Annotated in this window: 23 protein-coding genes and 3 pseudogenes; 11 read left to right on the top strand and 15 right to left on the bottom strand. The window is 52.0% G+C overall.

Annotation, left to right across the window (positions count from 1 at the left end; translation table 11 throughout):
- Positions 1 to 310: 310 nt before the first annotated feature.
- Positions 311 to 835, bottom strand: coding sequence for a pentapeptide repeat-containing protein (locus SPI6313_RS13890; RefSeq protein ID WP_072621534.1), 525 nt, complete (start codon positions 833 to 835; stop codon positions 311 to 313).
- Positions 832 to 2085 carry an LCP family protein gene (locus tag SPI6313_RS13885; RefSeq protein WP_245788789.1) on the bottom strand — a complete coding sequence of 418 codons (1254 nt, stop codon included), beginning with the start codon at positions 2083 to 2085 and terminating at the stop codon, positions 832 to 834. Before SPI6313_RS13885 ends, SPI6313_RS13890 begins: the two co-directional genes overlap by 4 nt.
- On the opposite strand from SPI6313_RS13885, the gene SPI6313_RS24470 reads away from it, so the two are divergent.
- The 4 genes from SPI6313_RS24470 to SPI6313_RS13870 all read left to right on the top strand — a co-directional run bounded on the left by SPI6313_RS24470 (position 2084) and on the right by SPI6313_RS13870 (position 6292).
- Positions 2084 to 2227 carry a hypothetical protein gene (locus tag SPI6313_RS24470; protein ID WP_245788787.1) on the top strand — a complete coding sequence of 48 codons (144 nt, stop codon included), beginning with the start codon at positions 2084 to 2086 and terminating at the stop codon, positions 2225 to 2227. The two genes, SPI6313_RS13885 and SPI6313_RS24470, sit on opposite strands and share 2 nt — an antisense overlap.
- A 285-nt stretch (positions 2228 to 2512) precedes the next feature.
- The gene (locus SPI6313_RS13880; RefSeq protein ID WP_072621532.1) at positions 2513 to 3574 is read left to right on the top strand and encodes a mannose-1-phosphate guanylyltransferase; all 1062 of its coding nucleotides are present in this window, start codon (positions 2513 to 2515) and stop codon (positions 3572 to 3574) included.
- Between the two features lie 477 nt (positions 3575 to 4051).
- On the top strand, positions 4052 to 4432 hold the full coding sequence (locus SPI6313_RS13875; RefSeq protein ID WP_072621531.1) for a response regulator: 381 nt from the start codon (positions 4052 to 4054) through the stop codon (positions 4430 to 4432).
- A 54-nt stretch (positions 4433 to 4486) separates the two neighbouring features.
- Complete coding sequence (locus SPI6313_RS13870; RefSeq protein WP_072621530.1) at positions 4487 to 6292, top strand: serine/threonine-protein kinase; 1806 nt, start codon at positions 4487 to 4489, stop codon at positions 6290 to 6292.
- Here SPI6313_RS13870 and SPI6313_RS13865 read toward each other — a convergent pair.
- A complete protein-coding gene (locus SPI6313_RS13865; protein ID WP_072621529.1) occupies positions 6289 to 6867 on the bottom strand; it encodes a DUF2854 domain-containing protein in 579 nt (192 codons plus the stop codon). The two genes, SPI6313_RS13870 and SPI6313_RS13865, sit on opposite strands and share 4 nt — an antisense overlap.
- A gap of 208 nt (positions 6868 to 7075) precedes the next feature.
- Between SPI6313_RS13865 and SPI6313_RS13860 the strand changes: the two genes are divergently transcribed.
- The 3 genes from SPI6313_RS13860 (at position 7076) to SPI6313_RS13850 (ending at position 9774) form a co-directional block, all read left to right on the top strand.
- Positions 7076 to 7693 carry a hypothetical protein gene (locus SPI6313_RS13860; protein WP_072621528.1) on the top strand — a complete coding sequence of 206 codons (618 nt, stop codon included), beginning with the start codon at positions 7076 to 7078 and terminating at the stop codon, positions 7691 to 7693.
- Between the two features lie 63 nt (positions 7694 to 7756).
- Complete coding sequence (locus SPI6313_RS13855; RefSeq protein WP_072623146.1) at positions 7757 to 8830, top strand: RuBisCO accumulation factor 1; 1074 nt, start codon at positions 7757 to 7759, stop codon at positions 8828 to 8830.
- A 50-nt stretch (positions 8831 to 8880) separates the two neighbouring features.
- Positions 8881 to 9774, top strand: coding sequence for a PDDEXK family nuclease (locus SPI6313_RS13850; RefSeq protein ID WP_139276646.1), 894 nt, complete (start codon positions 8881 to 8883; stop codon positions 9772 to 9774).
- 311 nt (positions 9775 to 10085) lie between these two features.
- Here the strand turns inward: SPI6313_RS13850 and SPI6313_RS13845 are convergent, their stop codons facing one another.
- From SPI6313_RS13845 to SPI6313_RS13840, 3 genes are read right to left on the bottom strand one after another with little or no spacing between them, the layout of a single operon-like run.
- Positions 10086 to 10316 (bottom strand): HNH endonuclease, encoded by a 231-nt coding sequence (locus SPI6313_RS13845; protein WP_072621527.1) that lies wholly within the window; start codon positions 10314 to 10316, stop codon positions 10086 to 10088.
- A gap of 45 nt (positions 10317 to 10361) precedes the next feature.
- Complete coding sequence (locus SPI6313_RS22980; protein ID WP_139276645.1) at positions 10362 to 10559, bottom strand: hypothetical protein; 198 nt, start codon at positions 10557 to 10559, stop codon at positions 10362 to 10364.
- Positions 10560 to 10577: 18 nt separating this feature from the next.
- Complete coding sequence (locus tag SPI6313_RS13840; RefSeq protein ID WP_139276644.1) at positions 10578 to 10856, bottom strand: hypothetical protein; 279 nt, start codon at positions 10854 to 10856, stop codon at positions 10578 to 10580.
- A 150-nt stretch (positions 10857 to 11006) separates the two neighbouring features.
- Between SPI6313_RS13840 and mnmG the strand changes: the two genes are divergently transcribed.
- Together mnmG and SPI6313_RS13830 are read left to right on the top strand one after the other, a co-directional pair.
- A complete protein-coding gene (gene mnmG / locus SPI6313_RS13835; RefSeq protein WP_072621525.1) occupies positions 11007 to 12929 on the top strand; it encodes a tRNA uridine-5-carboxymethylaminomethyl(34) synthesis enzyme MnmG in 1923 nt (640 codons plus the stop codon).
- Between the two features lie 3 nt (positions 12930 to 12932).
- A pseudogene (locus SPI6313_RS13830) lies at positions 12933 to 13199 on the top strand (AAA family ATPase); the annotation flags it as partial.
- A gap of 251 nt (positions 13200 to 13450) precedes the next feature.
- Here the strand turns inward: SPI6313_RS13830 and SPI6313_RS13825 are convergent.
- The 5 genes and pseudogenes from SPI6313_RS13825 to SPI6313_RS13805 form a co-directional block, all read right to left on the bottom strand.
- Complete coding sequence (locus SPI6313_RS13825) at positions 13451 to 13825, bottom strand: response regulator (protein ID WP_072621524.1); 375 nt, start codon at positions 13823 to 13825, stop codon at positions 13451 to 13453.
- A gap of 47 nt (positions 13826 to 13872) precedes the next feature.
- Complete coding sequence (locus tag SPI6313_RS13820) at positions 13873 to 16875, bottom strand: response regulator (protein WP_072621523.1); 3003 nt, start codon at positions 16873 to 16875, stop codon at positions 13873 to 13875.
- Between the two features lie 84 nt (positions 16876 to 16959).
- Positions 16960 to 18687, bottom strand: coding sequence for an ATP-binding protein (locus tag SPI6313_RS13815; RefSeq protein ID WP_084669029.1), 1728 nt, complete (start codon positions 18685 to 18687; stop codon positions 16960 to 16962).
- Between the two features lie 99 nt (positions 18688 to 18786).
- Positions 18787 to 20239, bottom strand: a pseudogene (gene tnpC / locus SPI6313_RS13810) (IS66 family transposase).
- A 630-nt stretch (positions 20240 to 20869) separates the two neighbouring features.
- Entirely contained in the window at positions 20870 to 21796 is a 927-nt protein-coding gene (locus tag SPI6313_RS13805; RefSeq protein WP_072623144.1) for an AEC family transporter, read from the bottom strand.
- A 278-nt stretch (positions 21797 to 22074) separates the two neighbouring features.
- On the opposite strand from SPI6313_RS13805, the gene folK reads away from it, so the two are divergent.
- Positions 22075 to 22566, top strand: a complete 492-nt coding sequence (gene folK, locus SPI6313_RS13800; protein WP_072621521.1) for a 2-amino-4-hydroxy-6-hydroxymethyldihydropteridine diphosphokinase — start codon at positions 22075 to 22077, stop codon at positions 22564 to 22566.
- A 67-nt stretch (positions 22567 to 22633) separates the two neighbouring features.
- On the top strand, positions 22634 to 23182 hold the full coding sequence (locus SPI6313_RS13795; RefSeq protein WP_072621520.1) for an NUDIX hydrolase: 549 nt from the start codon (positions 22634 to 22636) through the stop codon (positions 23180 to 23182).
- A 217-nt stretch (positions 23183 to 23399) separates the two neighbouring features.
- Here SPI6313_RS13795 and SPI6313_RS13790 read toward each other — a convergent pair whose 3' ends face one another.
- The 4 genes and pseudogenes from SPI6313_RS13790 to SPI6313_RS25120 all read right to left on the bottom strand — a co-directional run.
- Positions 23400 to 23705, bottom strand: a complete 306-nt coding sequence (locus tag SPI6313_RS13790; RefSeq protein WP_139276643.1) for a type II toxin-antitoxin system PemK/MazF family toxin — start codon at positions 23703 to 23705, stop codon at positions 23400 to 23402.
- Between the two features lie 510 nt (positions 23706 to 24215).
- Positions 24216 to 24497, bottom strand: coding sequence for a hypothetical protein (locus SPI6313_RS13780; protein ID WP_072621519.1), 282 nt, complete (start codon positions 24495 to 24497; stop codon positions 24216 to 24218).
- 17 nt (positions 24498 to 24514) lie between these two features.
- A complete protein-coding gene (tnpC, locus tag SPI6313_RS13775) occupies positions 24515 to 25966 on the bottom strand; it encodes an IS66 family transposase (protein WP_072621518.1) in 1452 nt (483 codons plus the stop codon).
- A gap of 66 nt (positions 25967 to 26032) precedes the next feature.
- Positions 26033 to 26230 (bottom strand): annotated as a pseudogene (locus SPI6313_RS25120) (type II toxin-antitoxin system antitoxin SocA domain-containing protein); the annotation flags it as partial.
- Between the last annotated feature and the right edge of the window lie 67 nt (positions 26231 to 26297).

The raw sequence follows: 26297 nt of genomic DNA, 5'->3' as shown, positions 1-26297 counted from the left end.
TCTGATTTTGATGGGGTGGGAGCATCCTGCTCCCTATTGTGTCTGATCCCAGCGGGCAAGATGCCCGCACGACAGACTATGGATGTTGATGGAGTGTGTTGAGTTTTGCGATTGTTCCACCCAACCTAGGAAATCATCAGGGTTTCAGCCCAAGCCTGATTTTTTGTCCTGTACTCAGTCAAGCTTGTCGTGTCATGGCATATTTTAACTGCTAGCGGGCAAGATGCCCGCACTCCTTAAATCCTCTGATCTGACCGGAGTGGGAGCGTCTCACTCCCTAGTTGTTTCATGATGATGTTGATGAGATGGGTTAACGACAGTTGAGGCTGTCGCGGGTGGCGACTCCGGTGGTGGGATTCGTGCCACTGGCGCGTTTGCAGAGTTGGACGATTTCGTAGCGATCGAGGATGGTGTCGGTGAAGTCGGCTCCGGTGATCGTGGCTTGGTAAAAGTGGGTGCTGGTGGCGATCGCTTCGGTGAAAATCGCGTTGGTGAGATCCGCACCATTGAAGGTGACGCGATCGGCAAAACTTTTATTCAGGTTGGCCCCGGAAAGATCCGATTCCTCAAACACCGCTTTGGTGAGAATTGATCCCGATAGGTTCGCTGCGTGAAAATTCGCCTGCCGCACTTCTGCCCCGGCAAAGGATGACCCCGCCAGATTTTGCCCCGAAAAATCGCGGCCGCTGACATCCGTGAGGGTATAGTTCACGGCATTGGCATTGGGGTCACGGGGCGGCGCAGCCCAGGCCGGTTGTGCCTCTAACAACCACCAGCCGAGGGTGAGCACCCCCAGCAGTACCACGATGATTAGCCGTCGTAACCCTTGCTTCATGATTCCTCGTCTGTTGACTCCTGGGCGGCAGGGAGTTGATCAAACCAATCAGACCCTACCCGAATGGTAATTTCTGAGGCGAGATCCCCCGTTGAATCGGCTTGGATGACCCCAAAACCAAGGGCATCTTGGATCGCATCGGCGGCATCGGTGTTGCCCTGTTGCACAATGATTTCACTTTGGCGCAGGAGACGGGGCGATTTGGACTGGGAATAAAAGACATTGCGAAAACCCTGTGCTGCGAGGTGGTCGGCGGCTTGGGTGAGGAGGTCTGGATCACTGGTGGCGTTTTGCAGGCCGATGCGCACGGATTGGAGGGAGCGATCGCCCATGTCATAGCCCGGTTCCACTTCAAAGAAGTCTTGCATGACGCGATCGCGTCCCGGATGGGACATAATCCAATAGCTCACCCCTTCAAACTCAAATTCCTCGCTAAAACGACCCGGCAGCAACACCATTTTCACCGCTTCTTTGTCCAACGCCATCCCAAAGTTGACCAAGGCGAGCAATTCTTCCATGCTCAAATCCGTATCCACAAAGGACAGCATCCGCTGCACCACCTTCGGCAAGCGCGGCAACACCGCCGGACTCTGAAGCCGTTCGCGCATCGCCTTGAGCAGCACCTGTTGCCGTTGCACCCGGCCAATATCACCATATTCATCCATCCGGAACCGGGCAAACTGTTCCGCCTCGTCGCCGTCTAGGGTTTGCCAACCTTTGCGCAGATCAATGGTTAACCCCTGGGTTTTGTCCTCGTAGACCATGGGCCGCGGCACAAAGACTTCAACTCCACCGACGAGATCCACCAATTCCCGAAACGCATCATTGGTGACTCGCACATAGCGATCGATGGTGACCCCATTGAGGGTTTCGCCCACCACATCCATCGCCAGCCCTGCGCCGCCGTAGACATTGGCAGCATTGATTTTGGTTGTCCCCACATCGGGGATAAAGACTTGGGTGTCGCGGGGCACAGACAACATCCGCACGGATTGATCCGTCGGGTCGAAGCGCATCAGAATCATGGTGTCCGTATGGCCTTCAAAGGCTTCCTCGCTGCCTACTTCAGCATCGGGGACGCGATCGATTCCCATGACTAAGATATTGACCGGGCGTTCGATTTTATACTCGAACATGGCCGGAATTTGCCCATGCTGGGACGATGCAGCTTCGCTGTGAGAGGGGCCAGCGGCGGCGATTTCATCCGTGACGTTGAACATTTTTAAGGCGGAGGGGAGGGGACTGACCATGGCAACGGTGGCCCCGACAGTTGCCGAAATACTGGCTGTGATTAAAAATGCACTGCTCCAGAGTATCCGTTTACCCACTGGAATGGCGGGGCGGGTCTGGGGGGATGGTTTGACTGGAGTTGATACCTCGGTGGTCTGTTGATCGGACCCAGAACTGACTTTATCGCTTGTGATCACACTAGTCCTATCTTGAGAACGGCTTTTCACGCTGTTATTCACACTTAACCTCACCACCACAATTCAGTTCTCTAGGGACATCAACGATGACAGACACACTAGATACCGAGAAAAATTGCTACTCATGGCGCATTATAGCGTTGGTTGCGAATTGTTTCCGGATTTTTTTTCGAGATTTCCCGGCGATCGCAACTAGTGGACGACTCCCGAAAGGCTAGGATGGGAGCATTCGAGAACGGCGCGTTTAGTTATGACTCAATCTTTAATTCCGGTGATTTTGGCAGGGGGGAAGGGGGAGCGATTTTGGCCGCTGAGCCGTCGCCACCGTCCGAAGCAATTTCTCTGTTTAGATGGGAGCGATCGCAGTCTCTTACAAGCCACAGCAGATCGCCTGCTGCCGATGGCGGGAGGCTGGGATCAACTGTGGGTGATTACCTCGGCGTTGGTGGCCGATGGGGTGCGCGAACAGTTGCCGGAACTGCCGGAGGCGAATTTACTTGTGGAGCCTGAGGGCCGCGACACCGCCCCCGCTGTGGCCTGGGCCACCTTGGAGATTGCGAAACGGTACGGTGAGGAGGCGTTGATCGGCTTTTTCCCGGCGGATCATTGGATTGGGGATCAAGCCAAATATCAACAAACCCTAGCCGCAGCGGGGGCATTGGCCACGAGTCAAGCTGCGATCGTCACCCTAGGGATTCAACCGGGTTATGCCTCCACGGGTTACGGCTACATTGAGCAGGGCGATCGCGCCGGAACCCATGGGGATCTTGCGGTGTTCAAGGTGTCGCGCTTCACGGAAAAACCCGACGCGGCCACGGCTCAGGAGTTTATCAATACGGGCCGGTTTAGCTGGAATAGCGGCATGTTTATTTTCCGCGCCGCCGTGGTGCTCGCAGAACTCGCCCAGCACGCCCCCGAAATTCTCGAACCCCTCCGCAGTCAGGGTAAAGCGGCCTACGGAACCTTGGACAAGAAGAGTATTGATTATGCCTTGATGGAAAAAACCCAGTTGGCCTATGTATTGCCCGCTGATTTTGGCTGGGATGATCTCGGTGATTGGAATGCCTTGGAACGGTTGAACGAAAAACAGGGCGAGAATGTGGTGATTGGCCAACATTTGGGCGCAGATACCACGGGGGCGATTATCTACAACAGCAGCCCGGATGAGGTGGTGGTGACCATCGGCCTAGAAGATGTGGTGGTGGTGCGCGATCGCAATGCCACGCTAATCGTTCATAAAAGTCGCACCCAAGACATTAAAGCAATGCTCAAACAAATGCAGGGCAATCCAACCTTAGAAACACTGCTCTAGTCTGAAACTCAACGTGGCGGTGCGTTACGCTTCGCGCTTCAGCACCCTACGGGTATCCTCATTCTTAGCGTTGACTCGGCACTAGGGTCACTTTCAATCACGATGTGATTGTCTGACCTCTTGTTTTGGGGTCAACAGACGAGCATTGTGTTGATAATCCGTAACGCGACGCAGGGGAATGACAATCAAGATTGATAAGTTTTTGTGTGTTTTCAACGCGATATCTCGCACGGCTGGTCGAGGTTGAGTCATTCGGCTGAGGCTGTTTTCAGGGTATTCGCTTAGACTGTTCCCAAGCAATTTCAGGGCTTCTGGGATCATTCACCTAGGGTAAACTGAAAGATACAATCACGCGCAAATCATTGCGCCGACGATGCAGATTAGGGTTCATCGCTGGATCATGCACCGAATTATCCCTGATAGTTTGGGCTAGGTTCGGATGCTGTTATGTAATTCACATTTTGGTCTAGGGACTCGATGGCTCATATCCTTGTCGTGGAAGATAGCCGTACTCAGCGTCATTTGATTGCCCATTGGTTGATGACTCAACAGTTCACGGTGACAGCGGTGGGCAATGGTTTAGATGCCCTGAAAGAGGTGCGCAAAGAGCTACCGGATATGATTATTTTGGATGTGGTGATGCCCCATCTCAATGGCTATGAAGTTTGTCGGTTTTTGAAAAATAATCGCCGCACCCAAGATATTCAAGTGATTCTCTGCTCAACACAGGATTCGTTCACGGCACAATCCAAGGGGCTGGATCAAGGGGCGGATGCCTATCTGTGCAAACCCTTTAAGCCGCGCCAATTACTCCAGACGGTTCATAGGTTGCTGCATACGGTGGAACCGATCGCATAATCGCCCCACGGCCGGACAATGGCATACTAGAAGCGATCGCACCTCCAGCTTGCTATGGCATTGTGCCTCAATCCCCAATGTACCCACCGAGAGAATGCGCCCCACCATCGCTTTTGTGTGGGCTGTGGGTCGTCGTTGCGGCTGGGCGATCGCTACATTGCCCTGGAAGACCTCAGCGCGGGGGGCCAGGGGCGCACCTTTCGCGGCCAGGATTGCCTTGCGCCAGAGCCAGCGTCGGCCTGTTTGCTCAAACAGATCGCTGAACGTGATCCGGAGCAGGTGCAATCGGTGGTTGATCAGTTGCGACCTTGGGGCGAACATCCCCAGTTGCCGCGTATTCTGGACTATTTTGAGACGGCTCCGGCGATCGCCAATTTTCGCCCCACCCTGATCCAAGACTTCATCACCGGCACGCCCATCGATCAAGAATCCGGCACGGTGGCGCAGGTGGTGCAGTTTCTTGATGACATTTTGCCCCTCTTGCAAGTCCTCCACGAGCACGGCTTAATTCACCGGGACATTAACCCCCAAAACCTGCGCCGCCAACCGGATGGAACCTTGATGCTGCTGGATTTCAGCGCGGCGACGGTGACGCGAAAAACAGCCCTAGCAACGACGGGAACGGTGGTAGGATCGGCGGCCTATATTGCGCCGGAACAGTTGCGGGGTCGGGCGATTCCAGCCAGTGATCTGTATAGTGTGGGGTTGGTGGGGATTCATCTGTTGACGGGGGTGCAGCCTTTTGATCTGATCAGCGGTTTGGGGGGATTGGCGCGATGGACGGACTATTTAACCCAGCCACAGGATGAAGCGTTGGCGGTGTTGGTGGCGGTGTTGACTCGCTTGGTGGCGGAGACTCCGAGCGATCGCTTCTCCTCAGCAGCGGCGGTTTATGGGGCACTCCATCCGGGCCAAACCCTGCCGACGATTATCCTCTCGCCACCGGATGCGGTGACAACGCGCCCCGGTTGGCATTGTCGGCAGATCTTAACGGGAGGAGGGAGTGTGAACGCGATCGCTGTTCATCCCGTTTTGCCCCAAATCCTCAGCGGCGGCGCGGACTGTCGGGTGCGATCGTGGTTTCTCGATGCCGATACCCTCAACCCCATCGCCCAAGACTATCCTGGCCATCGCAGCATTGTGACGGCGGTGCAATATGTGCCGCGCACGGAGCAGTGGCTGAGTGGCAGTTGGGACTATACGGTGCGCTGTTGGGAGGGGGGCGAAACCGTGGCGGTGCATCAACTCCATCCGGGATGGGTGACTGCGTTGGTGGTGTGGCCCGATGGGCAGCGGGTGGCCAGTGGGGGAGCGGATCGGGTAATTCAGGTGTGGGAGCGGGCCACGGGAACCCTTCACCACACCTTAACAGGCCATGAAGGTGCGATCGCATCCATGCAACTCAGCCCAACGGGTCAGATCCTCGCCAGTGGCAGCGCCGATCGCAGGATTAACCTCTGGGACGGCCAAACCGGAACCCTGCGCCACACCCTGACGGGCCATGATCACACCGTCACCGCCCTCTGTTTCAGTCCTAGCGGGCAATTGCTGTACAGTGGCAGCCTCGACGGGACGATCCGGGTGTGGCAAGTGCAGACGGGTCAAGCGGTACAGTCCTGGCAATCGGTTGGAGCGGGCATGACTGCGATCGCGATCCATCCCCAAGGCAATCTCTGCATCAGTGGCCATGATGACGGCGCGATCACCCTCTGGCATCCGGGCACGGGGACAACGGTGCAAACCTTGACGGGCCATGCTGGGGCGGTGACTGCGATCGCGTTCCATCGCCGCGAACAGTGGCTCGTCACCGGATCGGAGGATAAGACGATCCGGATCTGGATGCTGGGATCAGGGGGTTAGGCCTCCGTGGCCGAGACGGCAGCGGGCGGGGTCGCGATTAAGGCCACAAAAACCCCATCTTCATCGTCGGGATCGGGTTCGAGGGTGACACGAATATCGGGGCCGAAGAATTTCGCGATCGCTTCCTGCCGCTCCTGCCAAATCTCCAGCCCCACAAAGGGCGAACTAAATTCCAACACCAAGGCATAGGCCCCATCAATTTCCGTCTCTAACAACGACTGTAAAATGGGCCGCTCATCATCACTCGGACTCAGGCCCAAGCGTTCGAGGGATTCGTCTAAATGAGCCTCTTGGCCGTAACGGTAGCGAGTGACATCCTTGCGAATTTGATTTTGGGTGGCGGTGGCTTGGCGATCGCGCAGGGCTTCAATCTCTGGCGGTGTGGCTTCCCGGTAGGGCGTGGGGCGCAATTCCGCCGCCCGCAGTGCTAACCCCCCCAACAACACCGGAATCCCATAGAAAAACCCAATTAAATTTAACGTTGGTTTGCCCAACCCATAGGCCACAAATCCGCCGAGGGTCAGCAATCCCCCCACCACTAACCCAAATCGCGCTAACGAAAATTTACCCAACATGATCCATACCCGTCCTTAAAAACTAATGAATTCGATGATTTTGATGATCAATTCTAAAATCGGCAACAAGGGTGCTAGTCCTCAGTGATACCGCATTCTGGGAAGGGTTTGCAAAGTCCTGTAACAGGAAAATTGACAGCCCCGAAAAATATCAATAGCCTAGGGAGTAGAGTCTAATGCTGCAAAACCCAATGCGAGGAAGTCGATTGTGCCCGGTGCTAAATCGCCAGAACAGGAACAACAGGAACAGGAAAATGTGCGGGATATCGCGCTGACCTTGCAGCAATTGGTTGAGCGGGAAGATGTCACCGTGAAATACATCCTCGATCGCATCTACAGCATCGGCACGGCGAATATTTTGCACCATCACATCCAGATGCGATCGCTCCATCCCGTTCTCCGCTCCATCTTTTGGGGGTCGCGCCCCGTGGCCCGCCGCGTGGGAATGTGGTGGTTTCAGAAAAATGGTGCGCAGTTAATTACCAAGTGGCTCCATTCCCTGGTGTTGTTTGAACCGGAACCCGACCCGCCGCTACAGACCATCGACATCGCCGCCGCCCAAGAACTAGCAGCGTTAGGGGACTTGAACGCCTTACCCCCCCAAACAGCCCTCACCTATCGCCGGGAAATGACCCTCTATCGCCTCGAAATGGCACAGTTGCGATCGCGGGTGCGGATGTTGGCGGGCTGTCTCGTGGGGGCGATCGCCCTCTTTGGTAGTAGTTTTTTCTGGCTCGATTATCGTCTCAAACCCGCCGCCTCCGAATTCATCCAAGACCAGACCCCCACCAACATTCGCCCCATCTCCAACAATCCCTCCCCCTAGTCCCCGCGAATCCCTCCCCGCCACAGGGTATGATCGGATCTGGAGCCTCCTCACAGAATGACCATGCAATTTTCTCCCCAAAGCACGCCCCTCAGTGACGACGAAATCAAAACCCTCTTGCAGCAACTCCGACGCAAGGAAGGCAGTTGGGTCGATTGGGGCAAAGGCTGTCAACAATTGCAAAAAGCGGGCTATTCTGCCCAAAGTATTTTTTCAGAAACGGGGATTGAGGCCGCCTATCAAAACCTGACCATTGTGGCCGCCCAAGTCTTCGACAGTCTCGTCCAACAGGAAGCCGCCGCCGATCTTTTAACCTATTGCCAAGGGCCGCGCAGCGATGTGCTTTATGAATTGCGGGTTTTAAATCAGTCCCAACGCCTGGCCGCTGCGGCGTTGGCCATGGAAAAACGTTTAGATGTGGATGAAGCGCGGCAACTGGCCCAAGCCATGAAAGCCTTTGGCAAGTCCGGCACGATTCCCACCGGCTTCACGACCCATCCGGGAGATGCGGTGGCCTATCAAGCCTGGCGGTTGGCGCGGGCCAAGAAAGATCTTCAGGAGCGATCGCGCCTCATCGCCCAGGGGTTAAAATTCGCCCATTCCGACAGTGCCCGCCGCCAAATTGAAGCCCTCCTCAGTGACTTCACCGTCACCCCCATGCAGCGAGCGCCCCTCCTCCCCCTCTTTCGCTTAGAACAAGAAGACGAACTCCCCCGCCTCATCCCCGTTGCGGGTCAAATGCCCCTGACGGCGGCCCAAGTCCAGGGTGTGGCGGCAATTGAAGAAATTGAACCGTTCCGAATTGCGACGATCACAACCCCAACGCAATGTGTGCCAATTCCCGGTTGGCAAGCGGTGCTCAAGGCCCAAGATGCGATCGCAATTCTCTGCCGCAGCGACGAACTCCCCAACGCCCCCGACGGCCCCACCGAAGAGGTGGTGGTAATTGTCGATCGCGCCGTTCAAGACTGGCACAGCAACGCCTATTGGCTCACGGATCAGGGCGATCGCGCCGAAATGCACTGGTTCAGCGAAGCCCCCACCGTCCCCATCCTCGGCCAAATCGTCCTCATCCTCCGCCCCAAACGCATCCTCGACGAAGGCAACCTCACCCAACCCTGGCAAATGGACGATTAACCCCCATCGCACTGTATCCTATCTTCGTTATTTTGTTTCTCTACTGTCCGATGAAACCCTGCTCCACTCCCGGTTGTACCAACCTCGTTAAAAACCCCGATCATCCCTTCTGTTATTCCTGCTGGAAAAAAAACCAAGCTGTATCCAAACCCACTAAACCAAGGCGAGAACGGGCGATCGCGAAACCCACCCCCACCATTGACCCCCCATCGTCCACCCCCGATCGCCTCACCGCTACCCAGATCAGTAAAATCCTCCAAAGCCAAGGCCAAACCATTCACCGCAATGCCGTAAATCGCCTCTTTTCTGAACTCGGTCTCCTGGAAAAAGAGGGGCACGGCTGGGTTGCCACCGAGCGGGGTTTCGCCTTCGGAGCCACCCAACACCGCCACCCCAAAACCGGAAAATCCTACGTCCTCTGGGACGCTCAAATTCTCGAAAATCGCATCTTTCTCACCAGTTTAAAAAACCAATACGAAGCCAGTCTCGCCGCACCCGATTCCAGCCCAGACCCCACCCCCCAATCCGAACCCCCTTCCCTCATTCTCAACCCTGCCACCCCAACCCGTCAGACTGACTCTAACTTCCGTGAAGCCTTCCGCAGCGGTGCAAAATTTCGCACCACCGATGGTCATTGGGTACGTTCCAAAGCCGAAGTGATGATTGATAATTGGCTTTACATGGCGGAAATTGTCCACGCCTACGAGCGTCGTTTACCCATTGAAGCGGAGGTGTATTGCGACTTTTATATTCCCTCCTGCAAAGTCTACATCGAATACTGGGGCTACCTCGATGACCCAGCCTACCAAAAGCGCAAAACCGAAAAACAAGCCCTTTATCAAACCCACCATTTCAAACTCATCGAACTCACCGACCACCACATCCAAACCCTCGATGATCATCTCCCCCAACTCCTCCATAAATTCGGCATCAATGTGACGTGATCTAGTGCAGTGAATAGCACTTCTTAAAATCACGAAATTCATCGATTTCCCTTAATATTTCGTCTGAGGAGAGCGGTAGAATTTTCATCGGTCATGATAACGCTATCGGTTATAGCAATGATGTTGCTGCTTAGGACATTTATAGCCGAGGGCTGAGCCTGTCGTTCGCGCAGCGCCGACCCAGGAGATAGCCCGGCCGCTTTACCTAATCCCTACGGGAGGCTTCGCCAACGACAAGCTCAGGGTGCGCTGATTGAATGTCCTAACCTAGTCTCTCTTTGCTATATACGGTAGTTTCATTACCCCTGAACCTAAAAACGTTCAATATCAATATTGAGTGTTCCGGCATGATATCGACGATGACAATCAGGGCACATTGTCACCATATTTTGTAAATTGGCTGCTCCCCCTTCCCTGTAAGGAATTAAATGATGGCCGTGAGCTTTGGCATCAACCATATTACAAACAATGCATTGATACATTTCAATGTCTTTCACCTCTTTTTGAACCTTACGATGCTCATAGGGTCTTTTTTTTGCCATAAACTCATGCTCAAAATCAAATTCAGGAAGGGCGTGAAGTTGTAATTATTCTTCAGAGTCTAGTGACTGCGAGTTTTGTGCCGGGAGTGATTGCATACTCCCTTCAACGATTGTTCCCCGTGAGTCGGGTGCAATTCTTTTTTTTGCGCGTTTAATTTCAGAGGAAATCTGCTCTTGCTCCGATTCAGTCAGACGATCAATGCGAACATGGATAGCACGATCTCTTTTTTCAGGTTGAGTCATGGTTGACAATCCATTATCCTAAAATGATGTCACTTTGATCATGCCATCGGGCGTATTGATTTCAGTCTGAATTTCAGGCCCGTCATGCAGATCATCTTTGCGAGTAATGATTAATTCAGGTTCTAAGTCAAGGCGAGGAATTTGCTGTTCATCAAGCCGGACGGAATGCAATGATACTTCACCATTGGCATTTTTGATCACAATTCGATAGCCTAAATCTGTCGGCCAAAAATTGAGAACTTCTTCACCTTCACTCAGGATTTTCATGGTAACGGGAGAGATTCGCTGTGTTGTCATGAATGTATTCTCCACTGTACTTTTGACATTATATTGTATTTCGATTGGCGATCGCTGTCTGCCATCCGACCGCCTTGCACGGGTGAAATCATAGCCAGGGCCGGGGAAAATCTCGCTACAATAGGGGACTGATCTGTATTGTTTGTCGCCATGACTGTTGCAACCCCCGTGGACTTTCAAGATGAATTTGAGGTCATCGTCATTGGTGCTGGCCATGCTGGCTGTGAGGCAGCATTGGCGGCGGCGCGGTTGGGGTGTCGGACGTTGATGTTGACCTTGAATCTGGATAAGATTGCCTGGCAGCCCTGCAATCCGGCGGTGGGTGGCCCGGCGAAATCGCAACTCACCCACGAGATCGATGCATTGGGGGGCGAGATCGGCAAAATGAGCGATCGCACCTATCTCCAAAAACGGGTCTTAAACTCCTCCCGCGGCCCCGCCGTTTGGGCCCTCCGCGCCCAAACCGATAAGCGGGAATATGCCCAAGTGATGCGCCGCGTTGTGGAAAATCAAGAAAATTTAGTGATCCGCGAAGGCATGGCCACGGATTTAATTCTCGGCCCCAATGATGAAGTGCTAGGCGTGCAGACCTATTTCGGAACCTGCTTTGCAGCGCGGGCGGTGGTGTTGACCACAGGCACATTCCTCGGCGGCACGATTTGGATTGGGAATAAATCGATGCCAGCAGGCCGAGCGGGAGAATTTGCCGCCGTGGGCTTGACGGAAACCCTAAACCGGATGGGCTTTGAAACCGATCGCCTCAAAACGGGCACACCGGCGCGGGTTGACCGCCGCAGTGTAGATTTTAGCGTCATGGAAGTGCAACCCCCAGACGAAGAGGTGCGCTGGTTTAGTTTTGATCCGGAGGTGTGGATCGAGCGGGAGCAGATGAATTGTCACCTGACGCGCACCACGGCGGCCACCCATCAATTAATCCGGGATAATTTGCATTTAACGCCGATTTATGGCGGCTTTATTGACTCGAAAGGGCCGCGCTATTGTCCGTCAATTGAAGATAAAATTGTGCGCTTTGCGGATAAAGAATCGCACCAAATCTTTATTGAACCAGAAGGGCGCGACATTCCGGAATTATATATTCAAGGCTTTTCGACGGGATTGCCGGAAACATTGCAATTAGAGCTATTGCGCACCTTACCAGGGTTGGAAACCTGCACGATGTTGCGCCCTGCCTATGCGGTGGAATATGACTATTTACCGGCGACGCAATGTTACCCGACGTTAATGACGAAAAAAATTGAGGGGCTGTTTTCGGCGGGTCAAGTTAACGGCACGACGGGCTATGAAGAAGCAGCGGCCCAGGGATTCGTGGCGGGGGTGAATGCGGTGCGCTTTGCCCAAGGAAAAGAGATGATTATTTTCCCCCGTGAACAGAGTTATATCGGCACACTGATTGATGATTTGTGTACGAAAGACCTGCGCGAACCCTATCGGATGCTGACCTCGCGGTCAGAATATCGGCTCATTTTGCGATCGGATAATGCGGATTATCGATTAACACCGTTGGGCCGTGACATTGGCTTGATTTGCGATCGCCGCTGGGATCTTTTCCAACGTAAATATGCGAATATTACCGCCGAAAAAGATCGTCTCGCGTCTAATCGGGTTAAAGAACATGAGCCGACGGGTCAGCAGATTATGGCGGACACCAACCAAAAGATTAAAGGCGCGATCGCCCTCGCGGATCTACTCCGACGGCCGGGGATTCATTACGCCGATTTGGAACGCTACGGGCTAGGTAATTCGGAGCTAAACAAGGCAGAAAAAGAAGGTGCGGAAATCGAGATTAAATATGCGGGCTATATCCAACGCCAACAAACCCAAATCGACCAAGTGGCCCGCAGTGCGAACCGAAAACTCCCGGAAAATCTCGATTATTTCGCCATCTCTACCCTCTCGATGGAGTCCCGCGAAAAGTTGGCAAAGGTGCGCCCCTTAACGGTGGGCCAAGCGTCGCGGATTGGTGGGGTGAATCCGGCGGATGTGAATGCGTTGCTGGTGCATTTGGAGGTGCGATCGCGCCAAGGAGCAGCGGCGATCGCGGGGAAAGAGTAACCCCCTGCTGCTGACCGGATGCGACGGCGAACCCTGGATGACTATGTGGGGCAAGAGCATATTATTGCGCCGGGTCGTTTGCTGCGACGAGCGATCGCCCTCGATCAGATCTCGTCCCTGATTTTCTATGGCCCACCGGGAACCGGCAAAACCACCCTCGCCCGGATTATCGCCAACACCACCAAAGCCCATTTCATCAGCCTAAACGCCGTTTTAGCCGGGATTAAAGACATTCGCAGCGCGATCGCCACTGCCCAGGAACAGAATAAGCTGATCAGCTTACTTGAGTTCATGCTGCAATATTTTTTTCTCTTCCGTGGTTATATATAGCAATCCCATTTGATTCATGAACAGGCAAGGGGCTTAAGCCCCTTGTTGATGAGGAGATCTGATCTCCGATTGATTTAGGATCGCTATAGTTTTTAATCAGCATATCAATCGCCCTTCTCCCACGAGGAGCCGGAAGAACTCACCCGACAGGAGAGAGTTTTGAGGGATTGAGGATCGCGATCGTGGCATGATTACAAGCCAATCACATCTCTGGACTTAGCAAGGATATCCTTGGGACGAAATGGTTTTGTCATATATAAATCTGCGCCGACTTCCTGCCCTTTTTGTTTATCAAACTCTTGCCCCTTTGCCGTGAGCATGATGATGTAAACCTGCATTAAACCCAACTCCTGTTTAACCATACGGCAGACCTCTAAGCCGTTCATTTTGGGCATCATCACATCTAGAAAAACCAAATTCGGTATTTCGGTTTGAATCACCTCTAGGGCTTCTTGGCCATTTTCTGCAATCAGTAACTCAACTCCCTCATCTTCAAGATCTTCTAGGGTTTGTTCGAGCAAAATGCGAATATTAGGTTCATCATCCACAATCAAGATCTTCTTCATACCTTTGTCACTCTGAGGGATAGCTTAATCTTATGGGTTACGGATATTCAGATTTCCTGCTCAGCAGTCAATGTCTTGAACTCCTCTACTTGATTTTCATCACCGAGTAAGATGAAGAAAACATTTTCCAGTCCTTTTTCAAAGCGGAGGGTGGTCATTAAGTCCGTTTGTTGGGACAAACCAGAATCGACAATAATGGTGTCAGGCCGTACCGATAGAGCTTTTTCGATACATTCGGCGCTGTTGGCCGCTTCACTGACTTGGTAGCCTTGGGCCTGCAAGACCTGGGAGAGGTTAGCCAGGGTTGAGGCATTGCTGTCCACCACCAAGATCTTTTTGTTGGATTGGCCCTGGGAAAGCAAACCGCCAATCTCCGCTAGCAATGCCTGATTTTCAATGGGTTTGGTGAGATAGCGATCGATCCCCAACCGATAGCCCCGTGCTTTGTCCTCAAAGATGGAGAGCATAATAATGGGGGTGTTGAGCGTTAGGGGATCATTTTTGAGAATGGCTGCGGTATCAAAGCCATTGATTTTGGGCATCATCACATCCAGAATAATCAAGTCCGGGGCGTGACGCTTGGCTTGCTCAACGGCAGCGAGGCCATCCTTTGCCTCAAAAACGATATAGTCTTGGGCGGCGAGGAACTGACGCAGTAGTTCCCGGATGCTCGAATCATCATCCACGACTAGGATTTTTTTCTGGTTGGCTGGTTCAGTGATCTGTGCTGTTGTGGTGGTGCGGGTCTGGAGTTGACGGACGAGGGAATCAAAATTAGTGATTTTATCCGGCGTAGAGGTGCGATCGCACTGCGGCAACGTGAATTGGAAGGTACTGCCCACCCCCAACTCGCTCTCGGCCCAAATTGTCCCGCCATGATATTCCACAATCTGTTTGCAGATTGGCAAGCCCAAGCCCGTTCCCTTCGGCTTGTCGGTGAGGGTTTCGCCCACCTGCTTAAACTTGTCAAAAACCTTGCCCAGATCTTCAGGGGCAATGCCCATACCGGTATCTTGTACAGCTAAGTGGATATTGTGGTCATGGGGCTTTGCCCGACAGGTGATCGTACCATTTTCGGTGAATTTGATCGCATTGGAGAGGAGGTTAATCACTACTTGGATGAGCCGATCGCGATCGCCGCTGATTTCCGGTAATTCAGGGTCAATATCCGTGACCAAGTGCAAACCACTCTGCTCCATCAGACTGGAGACCGCCGCGATCGCCCGATCCACCACCTCACCCATCGGCAAAGGTTCCATTTTCCATTCCAATTTGCCCGCTTCCATCTTGGCGATGTCAAGCACATCGTTAATCAAAGCTGTGAGGCGTTCGGCTTCCGAGACAATAATATTGAGGTTGTCCCGGACGCGACGCACGGTGCGCTGGGTTTTCCGCTCTTCCGTCGAGAGTTGTGGAAAGACCCCCTCTTCGAGTTTTTCTTGAATGATCGACGCAAAACCTAACACCGAGGTTAACGGTGTGCGCAATTCATGGGAGACGGTGGAGATAAAGTCGGTTTTCATGCGATCGACTTCTTTCTCTTGGGTGACATCCCGAATTAGAGCGACTGTTCCCACCTGGGTTGCGATCCCCGACTCATCCACTATGGCGATCGGGGTGGCCACGGCTTGACCCACATGATGCTGGCCGAGATCCACCTCGGCGGCCAACACTTGATCCGCATGGGTGTGGCATTGCTCAATGATCTCCACCAGTTGTGGCTGGCCCAACTCCCGGCAATTAATGCCCATGAGGTTGAGGTTGCCCAAGTTAAGCATCTGGGTCAGGGCAGGGTTGTAGCGGGTAATGTTGCCGTCCAGATCCACCACCAACAGGGCATCAGCAAGGTTACTGATAATCGCTTGGAGATCAGCACTGGTCGCTTGGACTTCAGCGGTACGGGCACGCACCCGATCTTCTAACTCTTCATTGAGGGCTTTCAGTTCGGCCTGGGCAGTCACTAAGCTCTGGCGACTCTGGGCGAGATCCGTTTGTACCCGGCCCAAGAGGTGATAGAACAGAACAATGAGACCCGTCGAGAGCAGCACAGAAAGAACGCTGGCAAGTACCATAGCCGCCCTGGCCGGGCGCACCGCAGTCGTAATATTTTTGAAGGCAATCACATAACCAATCGTTTCCCCTTCTACATTTTCGTAGGGAATGAAAATGGCTTGATAATCCTGATTGTCTTGGCTGTAGCGAATAGATTGGGCAATAGCGCTCGTTTCAGGTTGATTCAAGACTGCCGCCACTTCTGACGGTAACTCGCCAAAGGTATTATTGGTGACGACCAACTGGGGATAGTTGTCCCAACCCGGATCAATGCCTAATTGTGTGGCTTTGGCTTCCCACAAGTTCTGGTCCAGATAGGTTTTGTCCACCGCCAGAGCCAATTCTACCCTCAAAACCCGTTTTACCCGTTGCAGGACATCTTCAAACTCGACCCCCAGTTCAAGATAGCCCACCAGTTCTCGACCCTCTTGCCCGGCAAACCAGTCCTTGTGATCATCCAGCCTCGGAATATCGGCAAACCAGGGATAGATAGAGCGGAGGACAGCATTGCCGGTTGCCCCTTGTTCTAGCCCCGCTGAGGGCTTCCCGGTTGCTTCCGCTTCCAGGATGGTGGTGCGGTTGTTGAGGTCGCCCCGCTGGTCAGAATGGAGTCGCAAACCCACCAGGCGATTGGGCTGATGGTAATAAAAGTGGGTAATCTCTTCTTCGGTTCGGAGTTTTTCAAAGACGGGCCGGTTAAACGCTTCTAACGCTTGGTAGTCTTGGGCTTGAACATCCTCCATTAAATGCTGATCTCGAACCATGGCGGTCATCACCGCATTAAGCATATTCAGGGTATTAAACTGCTCTTGCTCAATCAGATTATCAACTCGTTCCTGGGTATCCTGCTCTAGACTTTTGAGACGCTGCTGTTGTTGATTGAAGAAGGTGTAGATAAAAATTCCTTGGAGCAGAAGAATGACCCCAATCAAGGGAGGAAGCACCCGGTTGCGGACGCGATCGGAGTCAGAGAGTTGGACGGGATTAAGCTGATTCATGAGGTACGAAATAGCGGGGTTGTAGCAGTTAAACCGAGATGCAGTCCGTCAAGCTAAGGATTCCCTGTCAATCTGGTGGTTGATCTACACCATTTTGTAGGGTGAATCAGGAATCGTTGTGGCTGCATCCACCCCGGAGGTGGTGGGGTTGATGGGAATGGTGATGCAGAACTCTGTGCCGACCTCCGGTTGAGAGGTACAGTCGAGGCGACCCTGATGGGTGTCCCGAATCACCTGCTGACTGATGGCCATGCCGAGTCCCGTGCCTTTGCCCACCCCTTTGGTGGTAAAGAATGGCTCGTAGATGTGATCGATTACGTCCGGGGGCATGCCGCTGCCGTTGTCTTTAATCCAGATGGAGACTTGGTTTTCGCCTACTGCACGGGTGCGAATCTGGATTTGTGGCTGGGTTTGAACGGCATCGAGGGCATCGATCGCGTTACTGAGGATGTTCATGAAGACTTGATTAAGCTGACCGGGATAACACAATACGATGGGCAACTCACCGTAGTCTTTGATCACCTCAATCTCCGGGCGATGATCGCCAATTTTGAGACGATGGCGCAGAATCATTAGGGTGCTATCGAGTCCTTCGTGAAGATCGGCGGCTTGGGTTTGCCGGCTGTCAATCCGCGAGAAATTCCGCAGTGATAAGACAATTTCTTTAATCCGTCTCACTCCTTCCTGCATCGATCTCGCAATTTCGACTAATTCTGACTGCACCAGTTCAATCTCAATCTCCTCTGCTTTGGCGAGAATGTCAGGATGGGCATCGGGGTAATGCTGCTGGTAGAGTGCGAGGAGTTCCAGTAGATCGTGGCTATCCCGCTGGAGCAACTCTAGGTTGCCACTGATGAAACCGACTGGATTATTGATTTCATGAGCAACACCCGCAATGGTATGGCCGAGACTGGACATTTTTTCACTCTGTACCAGCTTGGCTTGGGTCTGCTTGAGGTCTTGGAGGGCTTGCTGGACTGTTTGGGCTTGGGCTTGGGCCTGTTGGGCGGCGGTTTGACTCTGTTGATAGAGGAGGGCTTTTTCGATCGCGATCGCCACTTGACTGGCAAAAATTTCCAGGGTCTTGAGGTGCTCGGTGGTGTAGGTTTCGGGGACGGTACTTCCCAGGGCAATGAAGCCCAGCACGCGGTCTTTACCATTGAGCGGCACATGGATCAGAGCATGAAACGCATTGCCACAGATGCCCCCTGGTAGTGCTTGTTGAGCATCATTGATGATCTTGCCGTGATGGAGTTGCGCCAACTGGGTGATGAAATCTTGCCCCGGATAGAGATAGTCCTGGGGAGAACAAGGGGAACCAAAATTGGCCAATTGTTCTAGCGATCGCCGATCAGATCCCACTAGAAAAACCGCGCCACTGGTGGCCGGAATCAAGGTTTTGAGTTCAGCGATCGCTAATTCAGCAATAGCAGTGATGTCTAGACTGGCGGTAATTTGAGTGGAGAGATCATAAAATAAATCTAGCTCTTGGTAGCGTTCAAGGAGTTCTTTGGCGAGAGACTTTTTTTGAAGTTCCTGTTGCACAATGCAACCGATTAACGGCACTAAACTGGCCACAGAGTCAGCCCCGGCCACCCAACCCCAGGTTTGCTGATCGACAATAATTGGAAATTTGGGGGAGGGATTCTCAGTGGGCATCCCCAAGATGACACAGTTTTGCAGATCAAGGATACAAATATCTGGATCAAGGGCAGCGATCGCAGCTTCAAGAGCAGCCTTGATCTGTTTTTTCGTAACAATTTTTTTTAACTTCACTGCTTTGGTAGCGGTTCTCTCACCAGTGTTAGGCATCAGATTTCTGAGATTGTGATGGTTAGACTCATGAAAGTTAGAACTGTCACTAGTGTATTGATAAATATGGGTCTTCGGGATTAAGGTATAGGTAAGGATTCAGGTAGCAGGGATGAGGGAAGGCATGGAGACTTGCTCAGGAGAAGCCGTCGCCATCAAAGCTTGTTTCAAGAAACTCAACACCGAACGCCCTTGAGTCCGACAAGTCTGAATCACACTCAGTAACCTTGCCGTCTGGGCAAAACCTGCCATCGAACGCGAGCCACCACAAACCTTACGCTTGGTTACAGCCAACCGCAACGAGCGTTCCGCACGATTATTATCCGGGGGAATTTCTGGATGGGACAGGAAATACCACCACTGATTTGCCTTATCGCGTAGAGAGCGCAATAACAAGCCCGCCTCATGCCCAGCCAGGGGGAGCCAATGCTCCACAGCCGCCTTCACCTCATAGATAAAGCCCGCCGCCCATTGATGATAGGCAGCCCCATCCTCGGTTTCACGCCACTGACGATGCTGCTCAAAGGCTGTGTCAATCAAATCCAGGAATGCCTTCGCCAACTCTGGATTTTTTCCATGCCTGAGCTTGCAGACTTTCTTGAAGTGCCGCCTTAGATGAGCCAAGCACTTCTGCTGGGGCTTTCACCTCATAACCGTTGTACACACTGAAGTCATCAGAGACGAGTACACCATCAAAGCTTCGACCTAATAGGGTCTCTAATTCCGCCCTTGAACGAGTATCAGCGGCGTGGAAGAGGCAAAAACCCACCCCACACACTACCCACATCCACTCTTTCACTCCCTTGACTAGCCATGGTGTTTCATCCACTTGGGCGTAGTCTTGGTGTTTCACCCAGTTTCCCAGTTCCTCTACTGTCGGCTTAACGCTTTGGGATGCCCTTTCGTTGGTCGCTTGTAATGTCCCTACTCCCACGGTGATATTCCCCAGTTCCTCTAGGAATTCCTGCTGCTTTTCATAGCTCATGTGAGCGTAGTTCCCCAACCACACCAACAGGGATTGCAGCCCGACTCCTAAGCTTTGACCTCCCAGCACTGGCGGCGGTAACTCTCCCCATGTTTCCTGTCCACATCGGCTACAACAGCAGCACTGCTGCTCATACTCCACTACTTCTATGGCGGGTTGGATTAACTCGGCTACTTCATGGCGGCGCGTTTTTCGGGGGACTAGGCTCAACTCTTGGCTCCCACAGTACCCACACACTTGTGCTCGCACCATTTCGTAGCGGTCTATTCTGCCAAACCCTTTGCGAGTTTTTCCCTGATGACCGGGTTGCCCACCGGGTTTACGTTTTCCTTGGCTTGGTGGCTCTTTTTCTGGGGGTTGGTGTTCTGAGCGTTTGTGGATGTCGCTTGATGGGGGTTTCGATGAACTCTCGCTATCGCTGTTGGCGTTGTTCTTGAGCCGCTCTATTTCCCAGACTAGTTGCTGAATAATCTCTTGTTGCCGCAACACCAGTTCCACCAGCACCTCTGATGATGCTTGTCTCAGTTGCTCTCGTTCGACGGCTGGGGGAATCTCGATGGGCTTCATTGTGCTAACTTAGCTGTTTTTTCTGATTTGTCAACCCCCCCCCACCTGAATCCTTACAGGTATAGAATGTTTAATATAATACAAAAAACAGGATTCTGATCGCTGAAATTGCTGAAATCTCGTTGGCTTATTTTGTCTTTCACCCTAAATTTGGAAGACCCATGAATATGGTGTTTAGCATAGGATAAAGCTGTGACGAAAAATGCAGAGAAAGCGTTTGATAAGCATGACTATAATCTGAATCAAACCTTCATCCAAAAGATCAACAAAATTCGCAATCTCAATCAAGCCCTTCTCTAAACGGTCAACAAAATTTACAATCTCAATCAAACTCTTCTCCAAAAGGTTAACAAAATTCGCACGCAACGGCGACCCCACTAGAGAGGGTCTAGGTCTGGGGCGAGACTGCCATGGATCAAGCTATTCATGAGGGATATGCTGTCTGGGAAAAGAGAATAATAAAAGCCTCAAGCCGCAAAAAAATGGGTGCATCCCATTGCAGGTAACTGTCCCCATCAAATTCATAGGGTTGCAGTGATCGAAAACTCATGATTTGACCATTGAAATCGTTGAGACGACCAAAATTCGTTAAATACCAGGGACGGTTACCCTTGCAGAAACAGACGACTGCTATGGCACGGGGAAGATCAGTAACCAGAGCGGTAGGGTGAGGAGTAAGGCGAGGGAACCGAGGGCGATCGCAGTGACGGCCAATTCTCGATCCAGATCGTAGGCTTCCGACACCACCAACGTGGCGAAGGCGGGCGGCATTGCAATCTGCAACACGAGCGCCAACAGTAACGCCCCCTGAAACCCCAGCGATCGCAAGCCCACCCCCAACCCCAAGGGAACCAACAGCATTTTGATCGCCACACTCACCCCCACGGAGCGTGAATGCTGCCAGGAGGTGAGTTGACTGAGGCGCATCCCGATCAACACCAACGAGGCACTGATCACCGCCCAGCCCACGGTGTGCAATCCCTGCTCAATGGGTAGGGGGAAGGTGAGCGATCGCAGCCCCAACCCCAACCCAAAGCACCACCAAATCGGATTGCGCAGGGCCGTGAGCACCGCGATTCGGGGCGATTGTTGGGGCATTTCTGGATTAAACCAAGAGGCGAAGAGGCTGCCGAACCCGTAGGCTCCGATAGTCGTACCGAAGAGATCGTAAAAAATGACCCAGCCAAAATATTCTTCGCCCAAGAGGGTCAAGATGATCGGGTAGCCGAGATAGCCGGTATTGCCGAACATGGAGGCGAGCATAAACGTGCCGGTGGATCGGCTGTGGGGAAAGGGTTGATAGCGTGACCAGAGCCAAGCGAGACCCGCACCGAGGGCGATCGCCGCCCACGCCACCACCGGAGCCACCCAGATCGCCCCGGACAAGTCCGCCCGCCGTAAAAAAATCATCACCCCCAAGGGAACCCCAATCCAAAACAAAAACACCCCCAACTGATGGGCAACGCTGCGGGGTAAATACTGCCCCAAAATCCAGCCAACCAAGACGGTTGCGCCTAGTTTTCCGTAGAGTTCTGTGAGAGCAAGCCAAAAGGTCATGGGTTCAACGATTGCACTGTTGCCCATGATGCCAGCAAATTTTAGGGTTGATGGCTGAGAATGCGATCGCGCTGGCTGAGTTTTGCCGCCCATGATTTGATGTTCAGAGCTTCAATGTGTGATAACAATTGAAGTCCATCGAGCAATCTGCATTGATTGATCCGAGTATTTTAGTGATGGGGTGACAACTTGGCTCTCTGGATTTTCACGAGCCACGATCATAATAGATCCTGAAGCTCTCAACAGTCGCAAACGTTTGAATAGGTTAATTAGATGTCATGAGTGTGAGTTCCGTCGCGATCGCCTTGGGCAGCAATCTAGGGAATTCAACCATGATTCTCAACCAAGCCATTGATTTGTTGTCCGTCACGCCAGGACTTTATCTAACGGCAGTATCACCCTGGTATAAGACGGCTCCCGTCGGCCCGCCCCAGCCGGACTATGTGAATGGTTGTGCGATTTTTGATGTGGATCAATCCCCTGCGGATCTACTTCAGGTGTTGTTAAGCACCGAGCAGCATTTTGGACGAATTCGTCGGGTGCGGTGGGGGCCGCGATCGCTGGATTTAGATTTACTCTTCTACGGCGATCGCATTTTGCAATTGCCGAACCTCACCGTTCCCCATCCCCGGATGCGCGATCGTGCCTTTGTCCTTGCCCCCCTCGCCCACATTGCCCCCCACTGGCGCGATCCCGTCACCCAAACCACCGTCGCCGAACTCCTCGCCCAGGTGGACTGTAGCGGGATTACACGCCTCGCCCCCGTCTAACCTCATTCCCAAACGCCACCCCCGCCCCTGATAATTAACCCGATACTCAAGAGCGATCCGCCCAGCCATGCAACCCCAACACCAAGCCCCCGAACTTCTCCAACAACGCCTCTACTACCACGGCCGCAAATTTGCCTTTGATGTCAATCGGTTACGCCTGCCCAACGGGGTCGAAGGCGATTGGGAATGCATTCGCCATCCCGGCGGTGCTCTAGCGGTTCCGGTCACCCCAGAGGGTCAGCTTGTGATGGTCTATCAATATCGGTTTGCCGTGTCGGGTCGCCTTTTGGAATTTCCCGCCGGCACGATCGAACCCGGCGAAAACCCCGCGATCACCATCGAGCGCGAAATCCAAGAAGAAACCGGCTACCAAGCCAGCCAATGGCGCGATCTGGGTAAATTTCCCCTCGCCCCCGGCTATTCCGATGAATATATCTATGCGTTCCTCGCCCAAGGTTTAACAAAACTCGCCACGCCCCCCAGCCAAGATGATGATGAAGAAATTGAAGTGGTCTTACTCACCCCGGATGAATTTGAAACCCAAGTTCGCCAAAATCCCACCGCCTTTGATGCCAAATCCGTGATGAGTTATTTTCTCGCCAAGCCGTATTTTTAACTGTGCCTGGATTGTGAAATTCACACCATTTTTTATCTCTCACTATGTTTTTGGCATTAGTTACAGAATTCTGAGAGGCCGTTTAAAAAGTGTTATTAGTGGAAGGGCAAGGGGCTTAAGCCCCTTTTTTTCATTGAGCAAATCTTGTTTTTGGATCTGAATTTTGACTTCTTAAATAGCCTCTGAGTTTGATTCATGAATCAAACCATTTTTTCAGTTATTCTACATCGTCTATTAAACTTTCCAGCAATTCTTTTCTTTCTACATCTGGTAGATAACCATAAATTTTTTCTACTAACTCTGGACTAGCATTGTTCTTAAACCAGTCATTACTGGGAGATTCACTGATGTTGAGAAAAAACTGTAATCGTCTGTTGATTTCATTTTTGTCTTTCCGATCTAATTGTCCTATTCGATCTAACCAACTCCCGGCAGTTCCCTTGAAGCAATTTCCATCCACTGTACAGATTTGATGCACGAGTGCATAGGACTTTTTTTGTAGGCCATTTCTGGATGTATGCATGATTGGATAGGTTGTTGATAAACCTGTTCAAGTCGTTTGGGAAGTTAGTGGAATTACTGTAAACGTTTGGTAAGCATTCAGGTCATGAGGATTTGGCTGTAAGCACTGCTCAGTATGGGTTTCAGCTATTTTGAGCTATTTTATTATTCTCAATAAACAAGGCTGTAACCCCTAGTCTTGCGTAATTATTGAGAATGAACTGTTAGTTTAGAACTCACCTCGATTTTGAAAGCCTTGCTGTGACTGCGTTTCAAGTACCTGAATCCTTACAACGTTTGGATATAGCCTGACTCATCTTGGAATTGATCACTTGTCCAAATTATGTGTGGGTGAGTGCCACGAAACACTCGACTGGAGTTGATTTTTTCCGAACAAGAGGGTGTTTGGCACTCAATTTCCCCTGGTTCATGTAAGTTATAAATGTGAACATGATTACGCCTACATCGCAGCGATACTTGATAGGGACTGATCATGTAAATCCAACCCTGACGAGGGCGTTGGTTCCTCTTTTCAGCCAACTTCTATCTCCCTAATTCTGTCAACATTTTTTTTGTGTTCTAATTGGAGATCGAGCGATGCTTTGTCTTCCGGTTTATGCTTTTTTTGTGCTTCTATCATTGGAGCCGTTGCATAGACAAATTTCATTAGCTCTCGAAACTTTTCAGGACCTGATCCCGCCCACTCTCTCCTGATATTATCTAGCATTAGTTGCAGACCGATTGGGAAATCAAAATCAGGCGAAAACGATTCATCTCTCACTTTAATCAACGATGCTTCACCCTCTTTTTGCACTGATAAAACGTAAGGATTCAGGTAGCAGGGATGAGGGAAGGCATGGAGACTTGCTCAGGAGAAGCCGTCGCCATCAAAGCTTGTTTCAAGAAACTCAACACCGAACGCCCTTGAGTCCGACAAGTCTGAATCACACTCAGTAACCTTGCCGTCTGGGCAAAACCTGCCATCGAACGCGAGCCACCACAAACCTTACGCTTGGTTACAGCCAACCGCAACGAGCGTTCCGCACGATTATTATCCGGGGGAATTTCTGGATGGGACAGGAAATACCACCACTGATTTGCCTTATCGCGTAGAGAGCGCAATAACAAGCCCGCCTCATGCCCAGCCAGGGGGAGCCAATGCTCCACAGCCGCCTTCACCTCATAGATAAAGCCCGCCGCCCATTGATGATAGGCAGCCCCATCCTCGGTTTCACGCCACTGACGATGCTGCTCAAAGGCTGTGTCAATCAAATCCAGGAATGCCTTCGCCAACTCTGGATTTTTTCCATGCCTGAGCTTGCAGACTTTCTTGAAGTGCCGCCTTAGATGAGCCAAGCACTTCTGCTGGGCTTTCACCTCATAACCGTTGTACACACTGAAGTCATCAGAGACGAGTACACCATCAAAGCTTCGACCTAATAGGGTCTCTAATTCCGCCCTTGAACGAGTATCAGCGGCGTGGAAGAGGCAAAAACCCACCCCGCACACTACCCACATCCACTCTTTCACTCCCTTGACTAGCCATGGTGTTTCATCCACTTGGGCATAGTCTTGGTGTTTCACCCAGTTTCCCAGTTCCTCTACTGTCGGCTTAACGCTTTGGGATGCCCTTTCATTGGTCGCTTGTAATGTCCCTACTCCCACGGTGATATTCCCCAGTTCCTCTAGGAATTCCTGCTGCTTTTCATAGCTCATGTGAGCGTAGTTCCCCAACCACACCAACAGGGATTGCAGTCCGGCTCCTAAGCTTTGACCTCCCAGCACTGGCGGCGGTAACTCTCCCCATGTTTCCTGTCCACATCGGCTACAACAGCAGCACTGCTGCTCATACTCCACTACTTCTATGGCGGGTTGGATTAACTCGGCTACTTCATGGCGGCGCGTTTTTCGGGGGACTAGGCTCAACTCTTGGCTCCCACAGTACCCACACACTTGCGCTCGCACCATTTCGTAGCGGTCTATTCTGCCAAACCCTTTGCGAGTTTTTCCCTGATGACCGGGTTGCCCACCGGGTTTACGCTTTCCTTGGCTTGGTGGCTCTTTTTTTGGGGGTTGGTGTTCTGAGCGTTTGTGGATGTCGCTTGATGGGGGTTTCGATGAACTCTCGCTATCGCTGTTGGCGTTGTTCTTGAGCCGCTCTATTTCCCAGACTAGTTGCTGAATAATCTCTTGTTGCCGCAACACCAGTTCCACCAGCACCTCTGATGATGCTTGTCTCAGTTGCTCTCGTTCGACGGCTGGGGGAATCTCGATGGGCTTCATTGTGCTAACCTAGCTGTTTTTTCTGATTTGTCAACCCCCCCCCCACCTGAATCCTTACGATAAAACATTTAGCTTTTCCAGGGTGGTGTCAATCTCTTGATTCCAAGGGCCACGCAAATAGTAGCACCAATCAAGATCAGTAAGCTGTTTTTTCGTCCATTTCACAGAATACAAATCAGCCAGGTACAGAAACTTTACTAATTGAGTCTTGGTAATGTACCCTTTGGTTTTACAAACAAAGTAGAGGATTAATTGTTCTAGCATGTTTCTACCCTCAATAAGCTAGAAGTAGTCTTATCCCTTGTTGGTATTTAGGGAGTTTGCTAGCGTT

It is taken from the genome of Spirulina major PCC 6313, from assembly GCF_001890765.1.
Lineage (GTDB): Bacteria > Cyanobacteriota > Cyanobacteriia > Cyanobacteriales > Spirulinaceae > Spirulina > Spirulina major.
The sequence above is the reverse complement of the archived record's forward strand: the minus strand, read 5'-3'. Positions and strand labels throughout refer to the sequence as shown.